The sequence below is a fragment of the Mesorhizobium jarvisii genome, from assembly GCF_003601985.1.
Taxonomy (GTDB): domain Bacteria; phylum Pseudomonadota; class Alphaproteobacteria; order Rhizobiales; family Rhizobiaceae; genus Mesorhizobium; species Mesorhizobium jarvisii.
The window spans coordinates 357,227-371,930 of sequence record NZ_QZXA01000007.1 but is presented as its reverse complement, the minus strand read 5'-3'; the positions used below and the strand labels follow the sequence as shown (position 1 = coordinate 371,930).

Below are 14,704 nucleotides of genomic sequence, written 5' to 3'. Positions count from 1 at the left end.
TGCCGCATACAAAGCTCAACAGCAATTGCGGAGATCGAAATGCGCGCCGTCGGCTATCAAGTCCCAGCCCCCATCACCGATCAGGCGTCCCTTGTCGACATCGACCTGCCCAAGCCGGAGCCGAAAGGCCGTCAATTGCTGGTCGAGGTAAAGGCGATCTCGGTCAATCCGGTCGACACCAAGATACGGCGGAGTGCCAAACCCGAAGCCGGAAGCTGGCGTGTGCTTGGCTGGGACGCCGCCGGCCGGGTCGTTGCAACGGGGCCGGATGCCACCCTGTTCAAGCCCGGAGACGACGTCTTCTATTCCGGTGCGCTCGCGCCGCAAGGTACCAATGCCGAGTTCCACCTTGTCGATGAGCGCCTCGTCGGCCGCAAGCCCGGCTCGCTCGAGTATGCGCAGGCCGCGGCGCTGCCGCTGACGGCGATCACCGCCTTTGAGGCGCTGTTCGATCGCCTTGACGTGAAGAAGCCTGTCGTGGGTGCCGCGAATGCCATCGTGATCATCGGCGGCGCTGGCGGCGTCGGCTCGATCGCGGTGCAGCTTGCGCGCCAACTGACCGATCTGACGGTGATCGCCACCGCATCGAGGCCAGAGACACGCGACTGGGTGCTTGGGCTTGGCGCCCATCATGCCATCGATCATTCCAAGCCGTTGGCTGCCGAAGTCGCGGCACTCGGTATCGGCGCACCAGCCTTCGTATTCTCGACAACCAACACCGACCGGCACCTGGCCGAGATTGCCGAATTGATCGCACCGCAAGGCCGGTTCGGGTTGATCGACGATCCCCAGACGCTCGATATCAATCCGTTCAAACGCAAAAGCGTTTCGGTGCATTGGGAACTGATGTTCACCCGCTCGCTGTTCGAGACGCAGGACATGGCCGCACAGGGCGAACATCTGAACGAGCTGTCGCGCCTGGTCGACGCGAGCATCATCCGCACCACCTTGGGTGAAACCTTCGGTCCTATCAATGCCGCCAATCTGAAGCGCGCTCATGCGCTGATCGAAACCGGCAAGGCCAAGGGCAAGATTGTGCTGGAGGGGTTTTGAAGGGCGGCGGTTATTTCTGCAGGAACGCCGCGATCTCGCTGAACACGCTGACGAACATCGCCTCCGTCAAAACGCCGGTGTTGGTGTTGTAGCGCGAGCAGTGATAGCTCGAAAACAGCGTGACGCCGCCGGCCGGCAGCTGCCCGCCATGCTTGAACGGATAGGCGGCGACGCGCCCGCCCAGCGCGCGCACGGTCGACTGGTGCGCGATGGACCCAAGCGCCAGCACCGCGCGTAGCTTGGGAAAGCGTGCGATCGTCGGCACCAGGAAGCTGCGACAGGTCGAGATTTCGGCGCCCACCGGCTTGTTCTCCGGCGGCACGCAGCGCACTGCATTGGTGATCGCGGTGCCGACAAGCTCCAGCCCGTCATCGGGCCGCGCCTTGAACTCACCGCGTGCTAAGCCGTGCGCGATCAGCGTCGAGTAGAGCAGGTCGCCGGCATAGTCGCCGGTGAAGGGGCGGCCGGTGCGGTTGGCACCGCGCAGGCCGGGCGCCAGCCCGACGATCAGAAGCTGGACGCTGTCCTCGCCCTGCGGCGGCAGGAAGGTCGGCACCGGCGCGTTGAACCAGGACGGCTCGCGCTGCCGCCACTGCGCAATGAAATCATGCAGCCGCGGGCAGAGCGGGCAGTCGCGACCCGGTTCGGCTTGGGAGAGGGCGGTCAAGGCAACCGGCCTCAGTAGTCGTCCTCATCGACTTCAGCCGGTTCGGGCCGTCGCACGGGCCGCTCGGAAGGATCGCGGCCGACTTCGTTCTTCAGCGTCGTCAGGTCGATGAAATGGTCGGCCTGGCGGCGCAGATCGTCCGAGATCATCGGCGGTTGCGAGGCCATGGTCGAGACGATCGACACCTTGCGGCCGCGCCGCTGCAGCGCCTCGACCAGCGTGCGGAAGTCGCCATCGCCGGAGAAAATGACATAGTGGTCGACGACATCGGCGAGCTCCAGCGCATCGACCGTCAGTTCGATGTCCATATTGCCCTTGATCTTGCGGCGGCCGGTCGAGTCGGTGAACTCCTTGGCGGGCTTGGTCACCACCTTGAAGCCGTTATAGTCGAGCCAGTCGATCAGCGGGCGGATCGAGGAGTATTCCTGATCCTCGACCAGTGCCGTGTAATAATAGGCGCGCAAGAGATAGCCGCGCTTCTGGAAACTCGACAACAGCTTGCGATAGTCGATGTCGAAGCCGAGCGCCCGCGACGTAGCGTAGAGATTGGCACCGTCGATGAACAAGGCGATTTTTTCACGGGGGTCGAACATGGAAAATGTTCCTTTTCGAAAAATGCGGCCGTCTAAACGAAATGCGGTAGCGACTATCGGTCAGGCTCATAATAAACCGGCTGACCTTGTCCATTCGAGATAACGCCAGTTTGGTGGCAATCCAAGGCGTGATGCGGCAATGCAAGCAATTGTGATCGCGGCGTCGAACGAACGACGCGGGCTGTTTGCCAGATCCGGTGTTTGGGCAGGGATTGAGCACCCAATAGTCCCGCCAATGCCATGATGCTTGTATTTTGGCGGCGTTCGGGTTATGGACCGCCCCTGTTTTCCATCAAATCCAGGCATGAAAGGGGCAGTCCATGGCCCGCGTAACCGTTGAAGATTGCATCGACAAGGTCGACAACCGCTTCGAGCTGGTGCTTTTGGCCGGCCACCGTGCCCGCCAGATCAGCCAGGGCGCGCAGATCACCGTTCCTCGCGACAACGACAAGAACCCGGTCATCGCCCTGCGCGAGATCGCCGACGAGACGCTGTCGCCCGACGACCTCAAGGAAGATCTGATCCATTCGCTGCAGAAGCATGTCGAGGTCGACGAGCCCGAGGCTGAAGGCGAGGTGATCGCCGATCAGACCGGCGGCGCTGTCGCGGCCGCTGAAACCGACGATGCCGAGGACAACATCACCTTCGATCGCATGACCGAGGAAGACCTGCTGGCCGGCATCGAAGGTCTGGTACCGCCGGAAAAGAGCGACGACTACTAAGAGAGTTTCCTGGACCTGCCCGGAACGCGTTTCCGGCACTTCCGTCCCGGCAGTTTCGTGGCTATCTATGACATGCGCCGTACAGCAGTGCGGCGCATGATTCATTTCATCGCTGAGAGATTCCGCCCATGATGCGTCAGTATGAGCTTGTCGAGCGCGTCCAGCGCTACAAGCCTGACGTCAACGAGGCGCTGCTCAACAAGGCCTATGTCTATGCCATGCAGAAGCATGGCCACCAGAAGCGCGCTTCCGGCGATCCGTATTTCTCGCATCCGCTCGAAGTCGCCGCCATCCTCACTGAAATGCACATGGACGAGGCAACGATCGCCGTCGCCCTGTTGCACGACACCATCGAAGACACCACGGCGACGCGGGCCGAGATCGACGATCTGTTCGGCCCCGAAATGGGCAAGCTGGTCGAGGGCCTGACCAAGCTGAAGAAGCTCGATCTCGTCTCCAAGAAGGCCGAGCAGGCGGAGAACCTGCGCAAGCTGCTTCTGGCGATCTCGGAAGACGTCCGCGTGCTGTTGGTCAAGCTTGCCGACCGCCTCCACAACATGCGCACCCTCGACCACATGCCGGAGGCCAAGCGCCTGCGCATTGCCGAGGAGACGATGGACATCTATGCGCCGCTGGCCGGGCGCATGGGAATGCAAGGCATGCGCGAAGAGCTGGAGGAGATCGCCTTCCGCTACATCAATCCGGAAGCCTATCGCGCCGTCACCGCGCGGCTTGCCGAGATATTCGAGCGCAACAAGGGCGTGCTGACCGACATTGAAAAGGCGCTGTCGGGGCTGTTTGAAAAGCATGCCATCAACGCCGGCGTGAAGAGCCGCCAGAAGAAGCCCTGGTCGGTGTTCCGCAAGATGGAGGCCAAGGCGCTGTCCTTCGAGCAGCTGTCCGACATTTTCGGCTTTCGCGTCGTGGTCGATACGGTCGAGGACTGCTACCGCGCGCTTGGCGCCATCCACACCACATGGTCGATGGTGCCCGGCCGCTTCAAGGACTACATCTCGACGCCGAAGCAGAACGACTATCGCTCGATCCACACCACCATCGTCGGGCCGTCGCGTCAGCGCGTCGAGCTGCAGATTCGCACCCGCGAGATGAACAAGATCGCCGAATACGGCGTCGCGGCGCACTCGATCTATAAGGACACCGGCGGCAAGACGAACGGTGCCGGCCATGCGATCTCGAAGGAGACCAATGCCTATGCCTGGCTGCGGCGCACCATCGAGCAGCTTGCCGAAGGCGACAATCCCGAGGATTTCCTCGAGAACACCAAGCTGGAACTGTTCCAGGACCAGGTGTTCTGCTTCACGCCAAAGGGCATGCTGATTGCCTTGCCGCGCGGCGCCACGCCCATCGATTTCGCCTATGCGGTGCACACCGATGTCGGCGACACCTGCGTCGGTGCCAAGGTCAACGGCCGCATCATGCCGCTGATGACGGAACTGAAGAATGGCGACGAGGTCGAGATCATCCGCTCCAAGGCGCAAGTGCCGCCGGCGGCGTGGGAATCGGTCGTCGTCACCGGCAAGGCGCGCGCCGCCATCCGCCGGGCCACCAAGAACGCCATTCGCAAGCAGTATTCCGGCCTCGGCGCGCGTATTCTCGAACGCGCCTTCGAACGCGCCGGCAAGAATTTCACCAAGGAAAGCCTGAAGCCGGTGCTGCACCGGCTGGCGCGCAAGGACATCGAGGACGTGCTGGCGTCCGTCGGTCGTGGCGAACTTGCCTCCACCGACGTCATGAAGGCGGTCTTCCCAGACTACAAGGACGAACGCGTCACGCCGGCCGCGCCCAAGCAGCGCGAGGAGGGCTGGTCGAAGATCCGCAACGCCGCTGGCATGCTGTTCCAGATTCCGGGCCGGGCCGCGCGCAAGGACAAGGACCAGCCGCGTGACGGCGCCGTGCCGATCCGCGGCGTACGCGGCGACCTGCCGGTGCGCTTCGCGCCGGAGGGTGCTGTGCCCGGCGATCGCATCGTTGGCATCGTCCAGCCGGGCACCGGCATCACCATCTATCCGATCCAGTCGCCGGCGCTGCAGGCTTTCGATGACCAGCCCGAGCGCTGGATCGACGTGCGCTGGGACATTGACGAGCGCACCAAGGAGCGCTTCCCCGCGCGTGTCTCGGTCACCGCCATCAATGCGCCGGGCTCGCTCGCCGATATCGCCCAGGTCGTTGCGTCCAATGACGCCAACATCCATACGCTGTCGATGGTGCGCACGGCGCCCGACTTCACCGAAATGCTGATCGATCTCGAAGTCTGGGATCTGAAGCACCTCAACCGGCTGCTGTCGCAGCTCAAGGACAATTCGAGCGTCAGCGACGCACGGCGTGTGAATGGCTGACATGGCTGATCTATCTGGGGGGCAGGCGCAGATGAAGACCGATGAAGTGCTGGGCATTTTCCGCGAGGCGGGTGCTGTTCTGGAGGGGCATTTCATCCTGACGTCGGGCCTGCGCAGCCCGGTCTTCCTGCAGAAGGCGCGGGTGTTCATGCATGCCGACAAGACCGAGCGGCTTTGCAAGGCGCTGGCCGAAAAGATCCGGGCAGCGGTGCCAGACAAGATCGACTATGTCGTCGGCCCGGCGATCGGCGGCCTGATCCCGGCCTACGAAACCTCGCGCCATCTCGGCGTGCCGGCGATCTGGGTCGAGCGGGAAGGGGGCGAGTTCCGCCTGCGCCGCTTCGAGATCGCCAGGGGTGCGCGCGTCGTCATCGTCGAGGATATCGTCACCACCGGCCTGTCGATCCGCGAAACCATCGAGTGCCTGCGCGAGCTTGGCGCCGAGGTGGTGGCGGCCGCCTGCATCATCGACCGTTCCGCCGGCAAGACCCATGTCGGCGTGCCGCTGATCGCGCTCGCCGAATACGAGGTTCCGGCCTATCCGCCGGACCGGCTGCCGCCGGAGCTTGCCGCGATACCGGCGGTCAAGCCTGGCAGTCGCAATATCTGACCATGCATGTCGCCCAAAAGTCTGCGGCGGTTTTGGGAGTGACGACATGCGTGAAGGCAATTCGAAATGATCGTCGGGATCGACCATTTCGTGCTGACGGTGGCGTCGCTCGAAGCGACCTGCGCCTTTTACCAGCGCGTGCTGGGTTTCGAGCGCATCGACACGCCGGGCCGGCCGACAGCGCTGGCTTTTGGCGGCCAGAAGATCAATGTCCACGAGATCAGCCGCACTTTCGAGCCGAAGGCGAAGGCGCCGACGCCAGGGTCAGGCGATTTCTGCCTGATCACCGAACGGCCGCTCGACGAAATCCGCGCCCGTCTCGAAGCCAATGGCGTCGTGCTCGAACTGGGGCCGGTCGAACGCATCGGGGCGCGCGGTCCGATGATGTCTGTCTATTTCCGCGATCCGGACGGCAATCTTGTCGAAGTCAGCCAGTACTTGCGGTAGTGTCTCAGACATCCGGCTGCGACAATAGGCCGAAGCCATTCTCAAATTCGCCGCGATTGTCAGGTGTTGGAGACGTGAACCTTACCAAAGATTATGGTGGCGCGGCCGCTGCACAGGTAGCCTTCGGTTGTTGTCGGGGTTGCGGATCGCTATATCAAAGTCGCGATTGCCTTCGGGTGACCGTAAAGCGCAAGATGTGGCGGTTGAAGTCCGGCTGAAGACAGCCGGAACGCAAGCTGTAACGTATCGGGAATAGGAAGAGAGTGCTTTTTCGTCGCCGCAAGCCTGATGGTCTTTTGGAGCGGGTGCGCACCTATCTGTGGCCGCGCCGCTCGTTCTCGCGCTCGCTGCAGTATTTCTCCAAGCGCATCCTGCGGCTGAAGGCCACGCCGCACGCGGTGGCAGCCGGTGTGGCGGCTGGTGTCTTCGCTTCATTCTTTCCCGTGGGCTTCCATTTCATCATTGCCGCCGTTCTGTGTTGGGTGATCGCCGGCAATCTGGTGGCGGCGGCACTGGGCGCTGTTTTCTTCGGCAATCCGCTGACTTTTCCCATTCTGTGGGGCGCGTCCTGGGAAACCGGCAAGCTCATCCTGCACGATCGCCTGCCGGCACATGGTCCGCCGGCGCATCTGGGCGAGATGCTGCACACGCTTTCTTTCGCGAAACTGTGGCATCCCGTGCTGGAACCCATGCTGATCGGCGCGGTGCCGCTCGGGCTGGTGTTTGGCCTCCTGTTCTACGGCGTCACGCGCTGGGGCATGAATGTCTTTCGCGAGCAGAGGCGCAAGCGGCTGGCCGAGCGCGCAAGCCGCCGCCAGCAACCGCCTCATCCTGGAGCAAGCATTGGTTCCGCTACGCGATGATCATCGGTGTAGGCAGTGATCTGATCGATATCAGGCGCATCGAGAAATCGCTGGAACATCACGGCCAGCGCTTCGTCCAGAGGATCTACACCGAGGTCGAACAGGCGCGTTCGGAAAACCGACGAGCCCGCGCTGCCTCCTACGCCAAGCGCTTCGCCGCCAAGGAGGCCTGCGCCAAGGCACTGGGTACGGGCATGGCGCAAGGCGTGTTCTGGCGCGACATGGGTGTCGTCAACCTGCCCAGCGGCGCGCCGACCATGGCGCTGACCGGCGGCGCGCTGGCCCGGCTCGAAAAAATCCTGCCCCCAGGGCACAGGGCGGCGATCCACCTCACCATCACCGATGATTTCCCGCTCGCTCAAGCCTTTGTGATCATCGAGGCGTTGCCCGTCGAACAAGCGCCACATTGATTGCATCTGACGACCGGCATTGACGTTGCCCAGCGCGCGCCGAGACTCTATACCATCCAACGCACAATCGAGGACGACATGAGCGTGGCTGAAAAATCCCAGAAGAAATCCGGCGGGCTTGGCGAAACCGTCAGCGTCATCGTCCAGGCGCTTTTGCTCGCGCTGGTCATCCGCACGCTGTTGTTCCAGCCCTTTTCGATCCCGTCGGGATCGATGCGGCCGACGCTTCTGGAGGGCGACTATCTGTTCGTCACCAAATGGTCCTACGGCTATTCGCGCTATTCGCTGCCGTTCGGGCCTGACCTCTTCTCGGGCCGCATCTGGGGCTCCGAGCCCAAGCGCGGCGACGTTGTGGTGTTCAAGTTCCCGCCGGATCCGTCCGTCGACTACATCAAGCGCGTGGTCGGCCTGCCCGGCGACAAGATCCAGATGAAGAATGGCCAGTTGTTCATCAACGGTGTCGGCGTGCCGCGCGTAAAGACCGGCCAGATCGACAATCCCGATATCACCGAAATGCCTCAGCCGATCGACGTCTACCGGGAAACCCTGCCCAACGGCGTCAGCTACGACACGCTCGACCTCAATCCGAATTCGATCGGCGACAACACGCGCGAATTCGACGTGCCGCCCGGCCACTATTTCATGATGGGAGACAACAGGGACAATTCCGCCGACAGCCGGTTCACCGTCGGCTACGTTCCGGCTGAGAACCTGGTTGGTCGCGCCAACCTTGTCTTCTTCTCGATCGCCGGCAAGGCGAGCCCTCTCGAAATCTGGAAATGGCCGTCGCTGATGCGCGTTTCGCGCCTGTTCCATTTCGTCAACTAGGGTCATGGCGGCAACAAGACGGTTGACCGCCGATGCGCTCGCCGAAGCGCTGGTGGAACGCACGGGCCACGCCTTTGCCGACCGCCAGCGCCTGCAGCGCGCGCTGACCCATGCCAGCGCCCGCGGCGTCAATGCCGGCACCGATTACGAGCGTTTCGAGTTTCTCGGCGACCGGGTTCTGGGCCTCGTCGTTGCCGATATGTTGCTGGCGGCGTTTCCCGATGCGGCGGAAGGCGAATTGTCGCTGCGGCTCAATGCGCTGGTCAACGCCGAGGCGCTTTCCGAGATAGCCGAACATATCGGGCTGCCGGACCTGATCCGCGCCGGATCGGATGTGCGCGGGCTCAAGGGGCGCAAGCGCGTCAATCTGCGCGCCGATGCCTTGGAATCGCTGATCGCCGTGCTCTATCTCGACGGTGGCCTCGAGGCGGCACGCGCCTTCATTCACAAATACTGGCGCCCGCGTTCGCAGGCTTCCGGTGCCGCGCGCCGCGACGCCAAGACCGAATTGCAGGAATGGGCGCATCAGGCGGCAAGTGCCGTTCCGGCCTATCAGATCGACAGCCGCGAGGGGCCGGACCACGATCCGTTGTTCACCGTCAGTGTCAGGGTCGGTGCATTTCAGCCGGCGACCGGCAGCGGTCGTTCCAAACGTGAAGCGGAGCAGGCAGCCGCGGCTGCCCTTCTGTTGCGCGAAGGTGTATGGAACGCGGCATGACCGATATTGAAACTGCTGAAACCCCCGCCACGCATTCCGGCTTCGTCGCGCTGATCGGCGCGCCGAATGCCGGCAAGTCGACGCTGGTCAACCAGTTGGTCGGCGCCAAGGTGTCGATCGTCACCCACAAGGTGCAGACGACGCGTGCCATCGTGCGCGGTATCGCCACGCATGACAATGCGCAGATCGTCTTCGTCGACACGCCCGGTATCTTCAAGCCCAAGCGGCGTCTCGATACGGCGATGGTGACCACCGCCTGGGGCGGCGCCAAGGATGCCGATATCGTGCTTTTACTGATCGATGCCGAACGCGGCATCCGCGGTGATGCCGACGCCATCCTCGAACGGCTGAAGGATGTGCGCCAGCCGATGGCGCTGATCCTCAACAAGGTCGATCGGGTGAAGCACGAGACGCTTCTGGCCCTGTCCGCGGCGGCGAACGAGAAAGTGCCGTTCAAGCGCACCTTCATGGTTTCCGCACTGACCGGCTCCGGCTGCAAGGACCTGCTCGACTATCTGGCGCAGGCGCTGCCGGCCGGCCCCTGGTACTATCCTGAAGACCAGATTTCCGACCTGCCGATGCGCCAGCTCGCGGCCGAGATCACCCGCGAAAAACTCTATCTGCGGCTGCATCAGGAACTGCCCTATTCCTCGCATATCGAAACAGAGAAATGGGAAGAGAAGCCGGACGGCTCGGTGCGCATCGACCAGACCATCTATGTCGAGCGCGACAGCCAGAAGAAGATCGTGCTCGGCCACAAGGGCGAGACCATCCGCGCCATCGGCCAGGCGGCGCGCATGGAGATCGCGGGCATCCTCGAGCAGAAGGTGCACCTCTTCCTGTTCGTCAAGGTGCGCGAGAACTGGGGCGATGATCCCGAGCGTTACCGCGAGATGGGGCTCGAATTCCCGCACTAGAGCAATTCCAGGAAAAGTGTGAGCGGTTTTCCGTCCGGAATTGCGTCAAAACAAAGAGTTAGAGTGGTTCGCCGTTTCCATGAAACGGTGAAACGCTCTAGCGGCCTTTGGATAGCAAGCTTACCATTGACACGGCTTTGGTCCGCCGGGGGCCTGTTCCCCGCAAGTGGAAAGGAACATCGGACTACCGCGGCTGTCCAAGCGCCAGCAACACGCCATTGGCGAGATGCTCCGCGTCAGCCCTGTTTTCGAACGGAACGACAGACCTCGCATACTCGACCGACGAGAAATCGGAGCCATCGGCGTTGACCAGCGCGGCCTGGCGCCTTGCCGCTTCCATGTTGCCGAGCTGCGCATAGCATGCGGCAAGTCGCGTTCGGATCCATGGCGTCGGCCGCGTCGCCAGTTCCAGCGCCTCGGCGGCCGGCCTGTACTCACCCAGCATGTAGAGCGCCAGCGATCGATCGTACTGGTACCAGTGCGGATTGAGCGGATCGATCCTGATCGCGCGCGCCAGCCAGGCAAGCGCCTCGAGCGCCCGCCCGCGCATGGTTAGCAGATGCCCCATCTGCCCGATGCATTCGGCGTCGCCTGGATTGAGCTGAAGCGCGATCCGCAAATGATGCTCGGCCGCCTCGTGGTCGCGCAGGCTGAGCCGCACCAGTGACTGAATGCGGTGTGCGGTTGCCTGATCGGGGGACAGCGCAATACCCTTGTCGGCAAGGTCGCGGGCCTTCGCCAGCAGGGCATCGCTGGTGGGTCCGAATTCGCTGTTCAGCACATACGACAGCGCCAGATAGGTATGGGCGAGGCCATAGCCCGGATCTTTGGCTATCGCGGCCTCGAACAGCTCTGCCGCTCCTTGCAGGTCGCTCTGCGCCGGGTCGCGCAGCAAGGCGACGCCGCGCAGCACCAGCTCATAGGCGGCCAGGCTGGTTACCGGTCGTCGTGCGGCGCGCTGCAGCCCGGCATTGGTGACCCGCACCACCAGCCGGCCGACGATTTCCTCGACAATATCCTGCTGGATGGCGAACAGCCCGGCAGCCTCGGCCTGATAGCGATCGCCCCAGATCTGGGTGGCGCTGGCTGCATCGACAAGATTGACCGCGGCGACGATGCGGTCCGCCTGCCGCCGCACCGAGCCCTCGACAAGATAGTCGGCGCCGATGCGCGAGCGGATGGCCGGCCATTCGGCGGGCGAATGGGACGCAAACGAAAAGCTTGAGTTGCGCGCCAGCACCGTCACCGTGCCGAAGCGGGCGAGGCTGTTGATAATGTCTTCTGCAAATCCGTCGACGATTGCGTCGTCGGCCGGATCGGCGCTGTCATTGCGGAATCTAAGCACCGCCACGATCGGCTGTGCGCCAGGTTCGCGCACCGCTTCAGTCTCGGCCACCAGCATGTAGCCACGCTTCGACACCGTTCGCACCAACTCTTCGCCGAGTACCTTACGGATTTCGCGCACCGATTGCGTCAGCGAATCCTCGGTGACGAAAACGCCTGGCCAGACCGTGTCCATCAGTTCTGATTTCGGCACCACGCGGCCGATGTTGCGGGCGAGGTGCGTCAGCAACGCATAGGCCTTCGGCCGCAGAAAGGCCGGCTGGTCGGCCCGGCTGAGCGTGCCCTTGCCCAGATCGAGCGTGAAACCGCCGAACTGAAAAATCTGGTCGGTGGCCAAGACCGCCATCAAAAGGCCTGCTCCGTGGAAGCCATGCCGGCATTGGGCTATGGCTGACGGGCTGGGTCAAGACCCATACGTGTCCAGCGGCGGACGAAGAGGCGCGGCGCCCGGCTTCGGACACCGCGCTCAATACGGCCTAGACCGCGCCAGCCACGGCGAGTTGCGTCCTTGGCCGCCGGACGAAGCTTTCGGTGCCGTAGTAAGCAACGATGGCCACCGCGATGATTGCCCAGATCGCCACGGCGATCCACTGCTGCTGCACATAGTCACCGCCGATGAACACCTTGCCTAGGAAACGGACGCTGTTCTGGTGCGTGACGTGCATGATGATGGCAAGAAGCACGCTGCCGGTGTTCTGATAGAGCCAGGTGAACACCACGCCCGCCAGGACGACGTTGATCGTGCCGTAAAGGCTGAGGTCGCCGACAAGCCCGAGCGGGAAGTGCCAGATAGCCCAGATCACACCGAGGATCAGGCTGCCGGCGAGTGCCGGCTGACTGGCTAGCAGACGTGGCGTTGCAAAACCGCGCCACCCCGGCTCTTCGCCGAGCGGGCCGCTGAAGAGAGCGTAGAGCGCAATGATCGGCAGCATCTCGGACAGCGCCGGGACGTTGCTCCAGGCCGGCGCCGCTGCGCCAAGCATCGGATTGATCAGGATCGAGGCCAACTGCGTTCCGAACGGCAGGCCGAACGCCACCAGATACCATATCGGACGAACCCGCCACCTCACCATCGCGCTGAGGATGGCCTTGACCGAACTCCAGCCGCCGGAGACAGCCGCGACGACAAAGCCTGAGACCATCGGACCGAACGTGAACCAGGGAATGCTGTCGCCATTCGACATGTAGAACGGAATGAAGGCCAGCCAGGTGAGGCCAATCGTCAATGAAAAGAAGGCAGTCAGCTGGTGCCTTCGCACCAGGCTCAACAAGGAAGTCATCGCAGGTCCTCTCAGCGGGCAGGGATCTATGAGAGGTCGCCGGACTGCCCGATCGGTCGACATGCTTCTGGAAACAACCCAGCCGAATTGTTCAGCAGGCCGTGTTGGCCACATCGGCCGACCCAGGATTTTTGGCGCTTTTGCAGCCAAGAATCCCGAGCGCTTTCTGAAAGATTTCCGATTTTATGGCGGGCCGAGCCTGTTTGCGCCGTGTCCAGTCTGCTCCGTCACGCGATTATCAATGGGGCAGCATTCCAGGCGATGCTGGTTTGCCTCGGCAAAGCCGATCGGCTGCGCCGGCATCGTCGCAGCACTGGCGTGCCCTCAAACGATGATGAATTGCCATGGTCATTTCTGCGAAAAGCAATAAGGATATCTTCGAAAAGTCGATGTTATATTGGCGACTGCAGCGGACGTGCCAAAATACATTGCCTCGAGAATATGGTTAGCCGAGAAATTTTCGGCATATATATTTATTTTATGACGTTGTTCCGATTGTGCCGCAGCTAGTGTTATTTGTGCAACACGGCATAAAACTGTTCCGTGAATCGCCGTTATTTTCAAAACCGTCATTGAAGGCGGAAGATTGATGGGTATGTTCGCCGCGAAAAGGGGACGCGGTGCGCGCCTTTTTCGTTGTGGAGGTGAGGCGGGAAAACATATCCGCCAGCCACAAATCCGAAGCCATTTAAACTATGACTGGAGAGGTCAGAAAATGAACATCAAGAGCCTCCTTCTCGGCTCAGCCGCGGCCCTGATCGCGGTCTCCGGCGCTCGCGCCGCCGACGCGGTCGTCGTCGCCGAACCGGAACCCGCCGAATACGTCAAGATCTGCGACGTCTACGGCGCCGGCTACTTCTACATCCCCGGCACCGAGACCTGCCTGCGCATCGGCGGCTATCTCCGCTATGACATCGGCGTCGGCGATTCGGGCACGCTGGATGGTGTCAACAACGTTGCCGATCACATGGGCGACGGTAGGCACGACACCTACTACAAGAACATGCGCTTCGCGCTGAGGACCTACACCGGTCAGGAAACCGAGCTCGGTACGTTGAAGACCTTCACCGAGACCCGCTTCCAGTTCGGCAACAAGTCTGGTGACTATACTGGCGGCGCCACCGACTGGCAGGCTGTTAACAAGGCGGTAACGCTGAACTTCGCCTGGATCCAGCTCGGCGGCCTGCGCGTCGGTAAGGACGAGACGACGTATGACTCGTTCATCGGCTACGCCGGCAATGTCATCCAGGACACCATCATCCCGTATGGTATCAAGGACACCAACCTTATCAGCTACTATTTTGACGCCGGCAGCGGCTTCTCGGGCGTCGTCTCGCTCGAAGAAGGCACCGATGCTTCGGGCATCAGCGACACGATCGACAGCTACGTTCCGCATGTCGTCGGTGGCTTGAAGTACAAGGGTGACTGGGGTGCGATCACCGGTGTCGTCGCCTATGACAGCAACTACGAGGAAGTGGCCGGCAAGGTTCGCTTGGATGTCAACGTCACCAAGGAACTGGCCCTTTTCGTCATGGGCGGCTATGGCACTGACGATAATCTCCGCGACTTCTCCAAGGGCCGTGGCCAGTACAAGCCGTGGGGCGGCAACTGGGCCGTCTGGGGTGGCGGCACCTACAAATTCAACGACAAGACCGCGTTCAACGTCCAGGCTTCGGCTGACGACGACAAGAACTACGCTCTTGCGGCGAACGTCGCTTACACCATCGTCCCCGGCTTCACGATCACGACCGAAGTCGACTGGGATCACTACGGCAACTATGGCAACCCGTCCCTCTACGGCAACTGGAGCAAGGCCAACAAGAAGGACAGCGTCGGCGGCATCGTTCGCTTCCAGCGCTCGTTCTAACCGATCGACTGACCTTACCAGGCCGCCC

At 62.3% G+C, this 14,704-nt stretch carries 15 protein-coding genes; 11 read left to right on the top strand and 4 right to left on the bottom strand.

The window, feature by feature from the left end; all coding sequences use genetic code 11:
* The first annotated feature begins 39 nt into the window (after positions 1-39).
* Entirely contained in the window at positions 40-1,053 is a 1,014-nt protein-coding gene (locus D3242_RS20065) for a zinc-binding alcohol dehydrogenase family protein (protein ID WP_064985020.1), read from the top strand.
* A gap of 10 nt (positions 1,054-1,063) precedes the next feature.
* Here D3242_RS20065 and D3242_RS20060 read toward each other — a convergent pair whose 3' ends face one another.
* The gene (locus D3242_RS20060; RefSeq protein ID WP_064985018.1) at positions 1,064-1,720 is read right to left on the bottom strand and encodes a uracil-DNA glycosylase; all 657 of its coding nucleotides are present in this window, start codon (positions 1,718-1,720) and stop codon (positions 1,064-1,066) included.
* Positions 1,721-1,731: 11 nt separating this feature from the next.
* The gene (locus D3242_RS20055) at positions 1,732-2,313 is read right to left on the bottom strand and encodes a LabA-like NYN domain-containing protein (protein WP_010915096.1); all 582 of its coding nucleotides are present in this window, start codon (positions 2,311-2,313) and stop codon (positions 1,732-1,734) included.
* Between the two features lie 320 nt (positions 2,314-2,633).
* On the opposite strand from D3242_RS20055, the gene rpoZ reads away from it, so the two are divergent.
* From rpoZ to era, 9 genes are all read left to right on the top strand, one after another.
* A complete protein-coding gene (gene rpoZ, locus D3242_RS20050) occupies positions 2,634-3,035 on the top strand; it encodes a DNA-directed RNA polymerase subunit omega (RefSeq protein WP_019857193.1) in 402 nt (133 codons plus the stop codon).
* Positions 3,036-3,163: 128 nt separating this feature from the next.
* Positions 3,164-5,392 carry a RelA/SpoT family protein gene (locus D3242_RS20045; RefSeq protein WP_019857194.1) on the top strand — a complete coding sequence of 743 codons (2,229 nt, stop codon included), beginning with the start codon at positions 3,164-3,166 and terminating at the stop codon, positions 5,390-5,392.
* 31 nt (positions 5,393-5,423) lie between these two features.
* Positions 5,424-6,002: an orotate phosphoribosyltransferase gene (gene pyrE, locus D3242_RS20040; protein ID WP_064985017.1), complete on the top strand. Its 579-nt coding sequence runs from the start codon at positions 5,424-5,426 to the stop codon at positions 6,000-6,002.
* Between the two features lie 66 nt (positions 6,003-6,068).
* Complete coding sequence (locus D3242_RS20035) at positions 6,069-6,449, top strand: VOC family protein (RefSeq protein ID WP_019857196.1); 381 nt, start codon at positions 6,069-6,071, stop codon at positions 6,447-6,449.
* Positions 6,450-6,712: 263 nt separating this feature from the next.
* Positions 6,713-7,312, top strand: coding sequence for a DUF2062 domain-containing protein (locus tag D3242_RS20030; RefSeq protein ID WP_019857197.1), 600 nt, complete (start codon positions 6,713-6,715; stop codon positions 7,310-7,312).
* Positions 7,309-7,722, top strand: coding sequence for a holo-ACP synthase (acpS, locus tag D3242_RS20025; RefSeq protein ID WP_064985015.1), 414 nt, complete (start codon positions 7,309-7,311; stop codon positions 7,720-7,722). The genes D3242_RS20030 and acpS overlap by 4 nt, the downstream gene beginning before the upstream one ends.
* A gap of 78 nt (positions 7,723-7,800) precedes the next feature.
* Positions 7,801-8,550: a signal peptidase I gene (gene lepB / locus D3242_RS20020; RefSeq protein WP_010915103.1), complete on the top strand. Its 750-nt coding sequence runs from the start codon at positions 7,801-7,803 to the stop codon at positions 8,548-8,550.
* A 4-nt stretch (positions 8,551-8,554) separates the two neighbouring features.
* Positions 8,555-9,268: a ribonuclease III gene (gene rnc, locus D3242_RS20015; protein ID WP_064985014.1), complete on the top strand. Its 714-nt coding sequence runs from the start codon at positions 8,555-8,557 to the stop codon at positions 9,266-9,268.
* On the top strand, positions 9,253-10,185 hold the full coding sequence (era, locus tag D3242_RS20010) for a GTPase Era (RefSeq protein ID WP_010915105.1): 933 nt from the start codon (positions 9,253-9,255) through the stop codon (positions 10,183-10,185). Before rnc ends, era begins: the two co-directional genes overlap by 16 nt.
* A gap of 184 nt (positions 10,186-10,369) precedes the next feature.
* Here era and D3242_RS20005 read toward each other — a convergent pair whose 3' ends face one another.
* Positions 10,370-11,875: a winged helix-turn-helix domain-containing protein gene (locus D3242_RS20005; RefSeq protein WP_019857201.1), complete on the bottom strand. Its 1,506-nt coding sequence runs from the start codon at positions 11,873-11,875 to the stop codon at positions 10,370-10,372.
* Between the two features lie 130 nt (positions 11,876-12,005).
* Entirely contained in the window at positions 12,006-12,809 is an 804-nt protein-coding gene (locus D3242_RS20000; protein ID WP_038645647.1) for a CPBP family intramembrane glutamic endopeptidase, read from the bottom strand.
* Positions 12,810-13,524: 715 nt separating this feature from the next.
* Between D3242_RS20000 and D3242_RS19995 the strand changes: the two genes are divergently transcribed.
* The gene (locus D3242_RS19995) at positions 13,525-14,676 is read left to right on the top strand and encodes a porin (protein ID WP_064985012.1); all 1,152 of its coding nucleotides are present in this window, start codon (positions 13,525-13,527) and stop codon (positions 14,674-14,676) included.
* Positions 14,677-14,704: the final 28 nt, after the last annotated feature.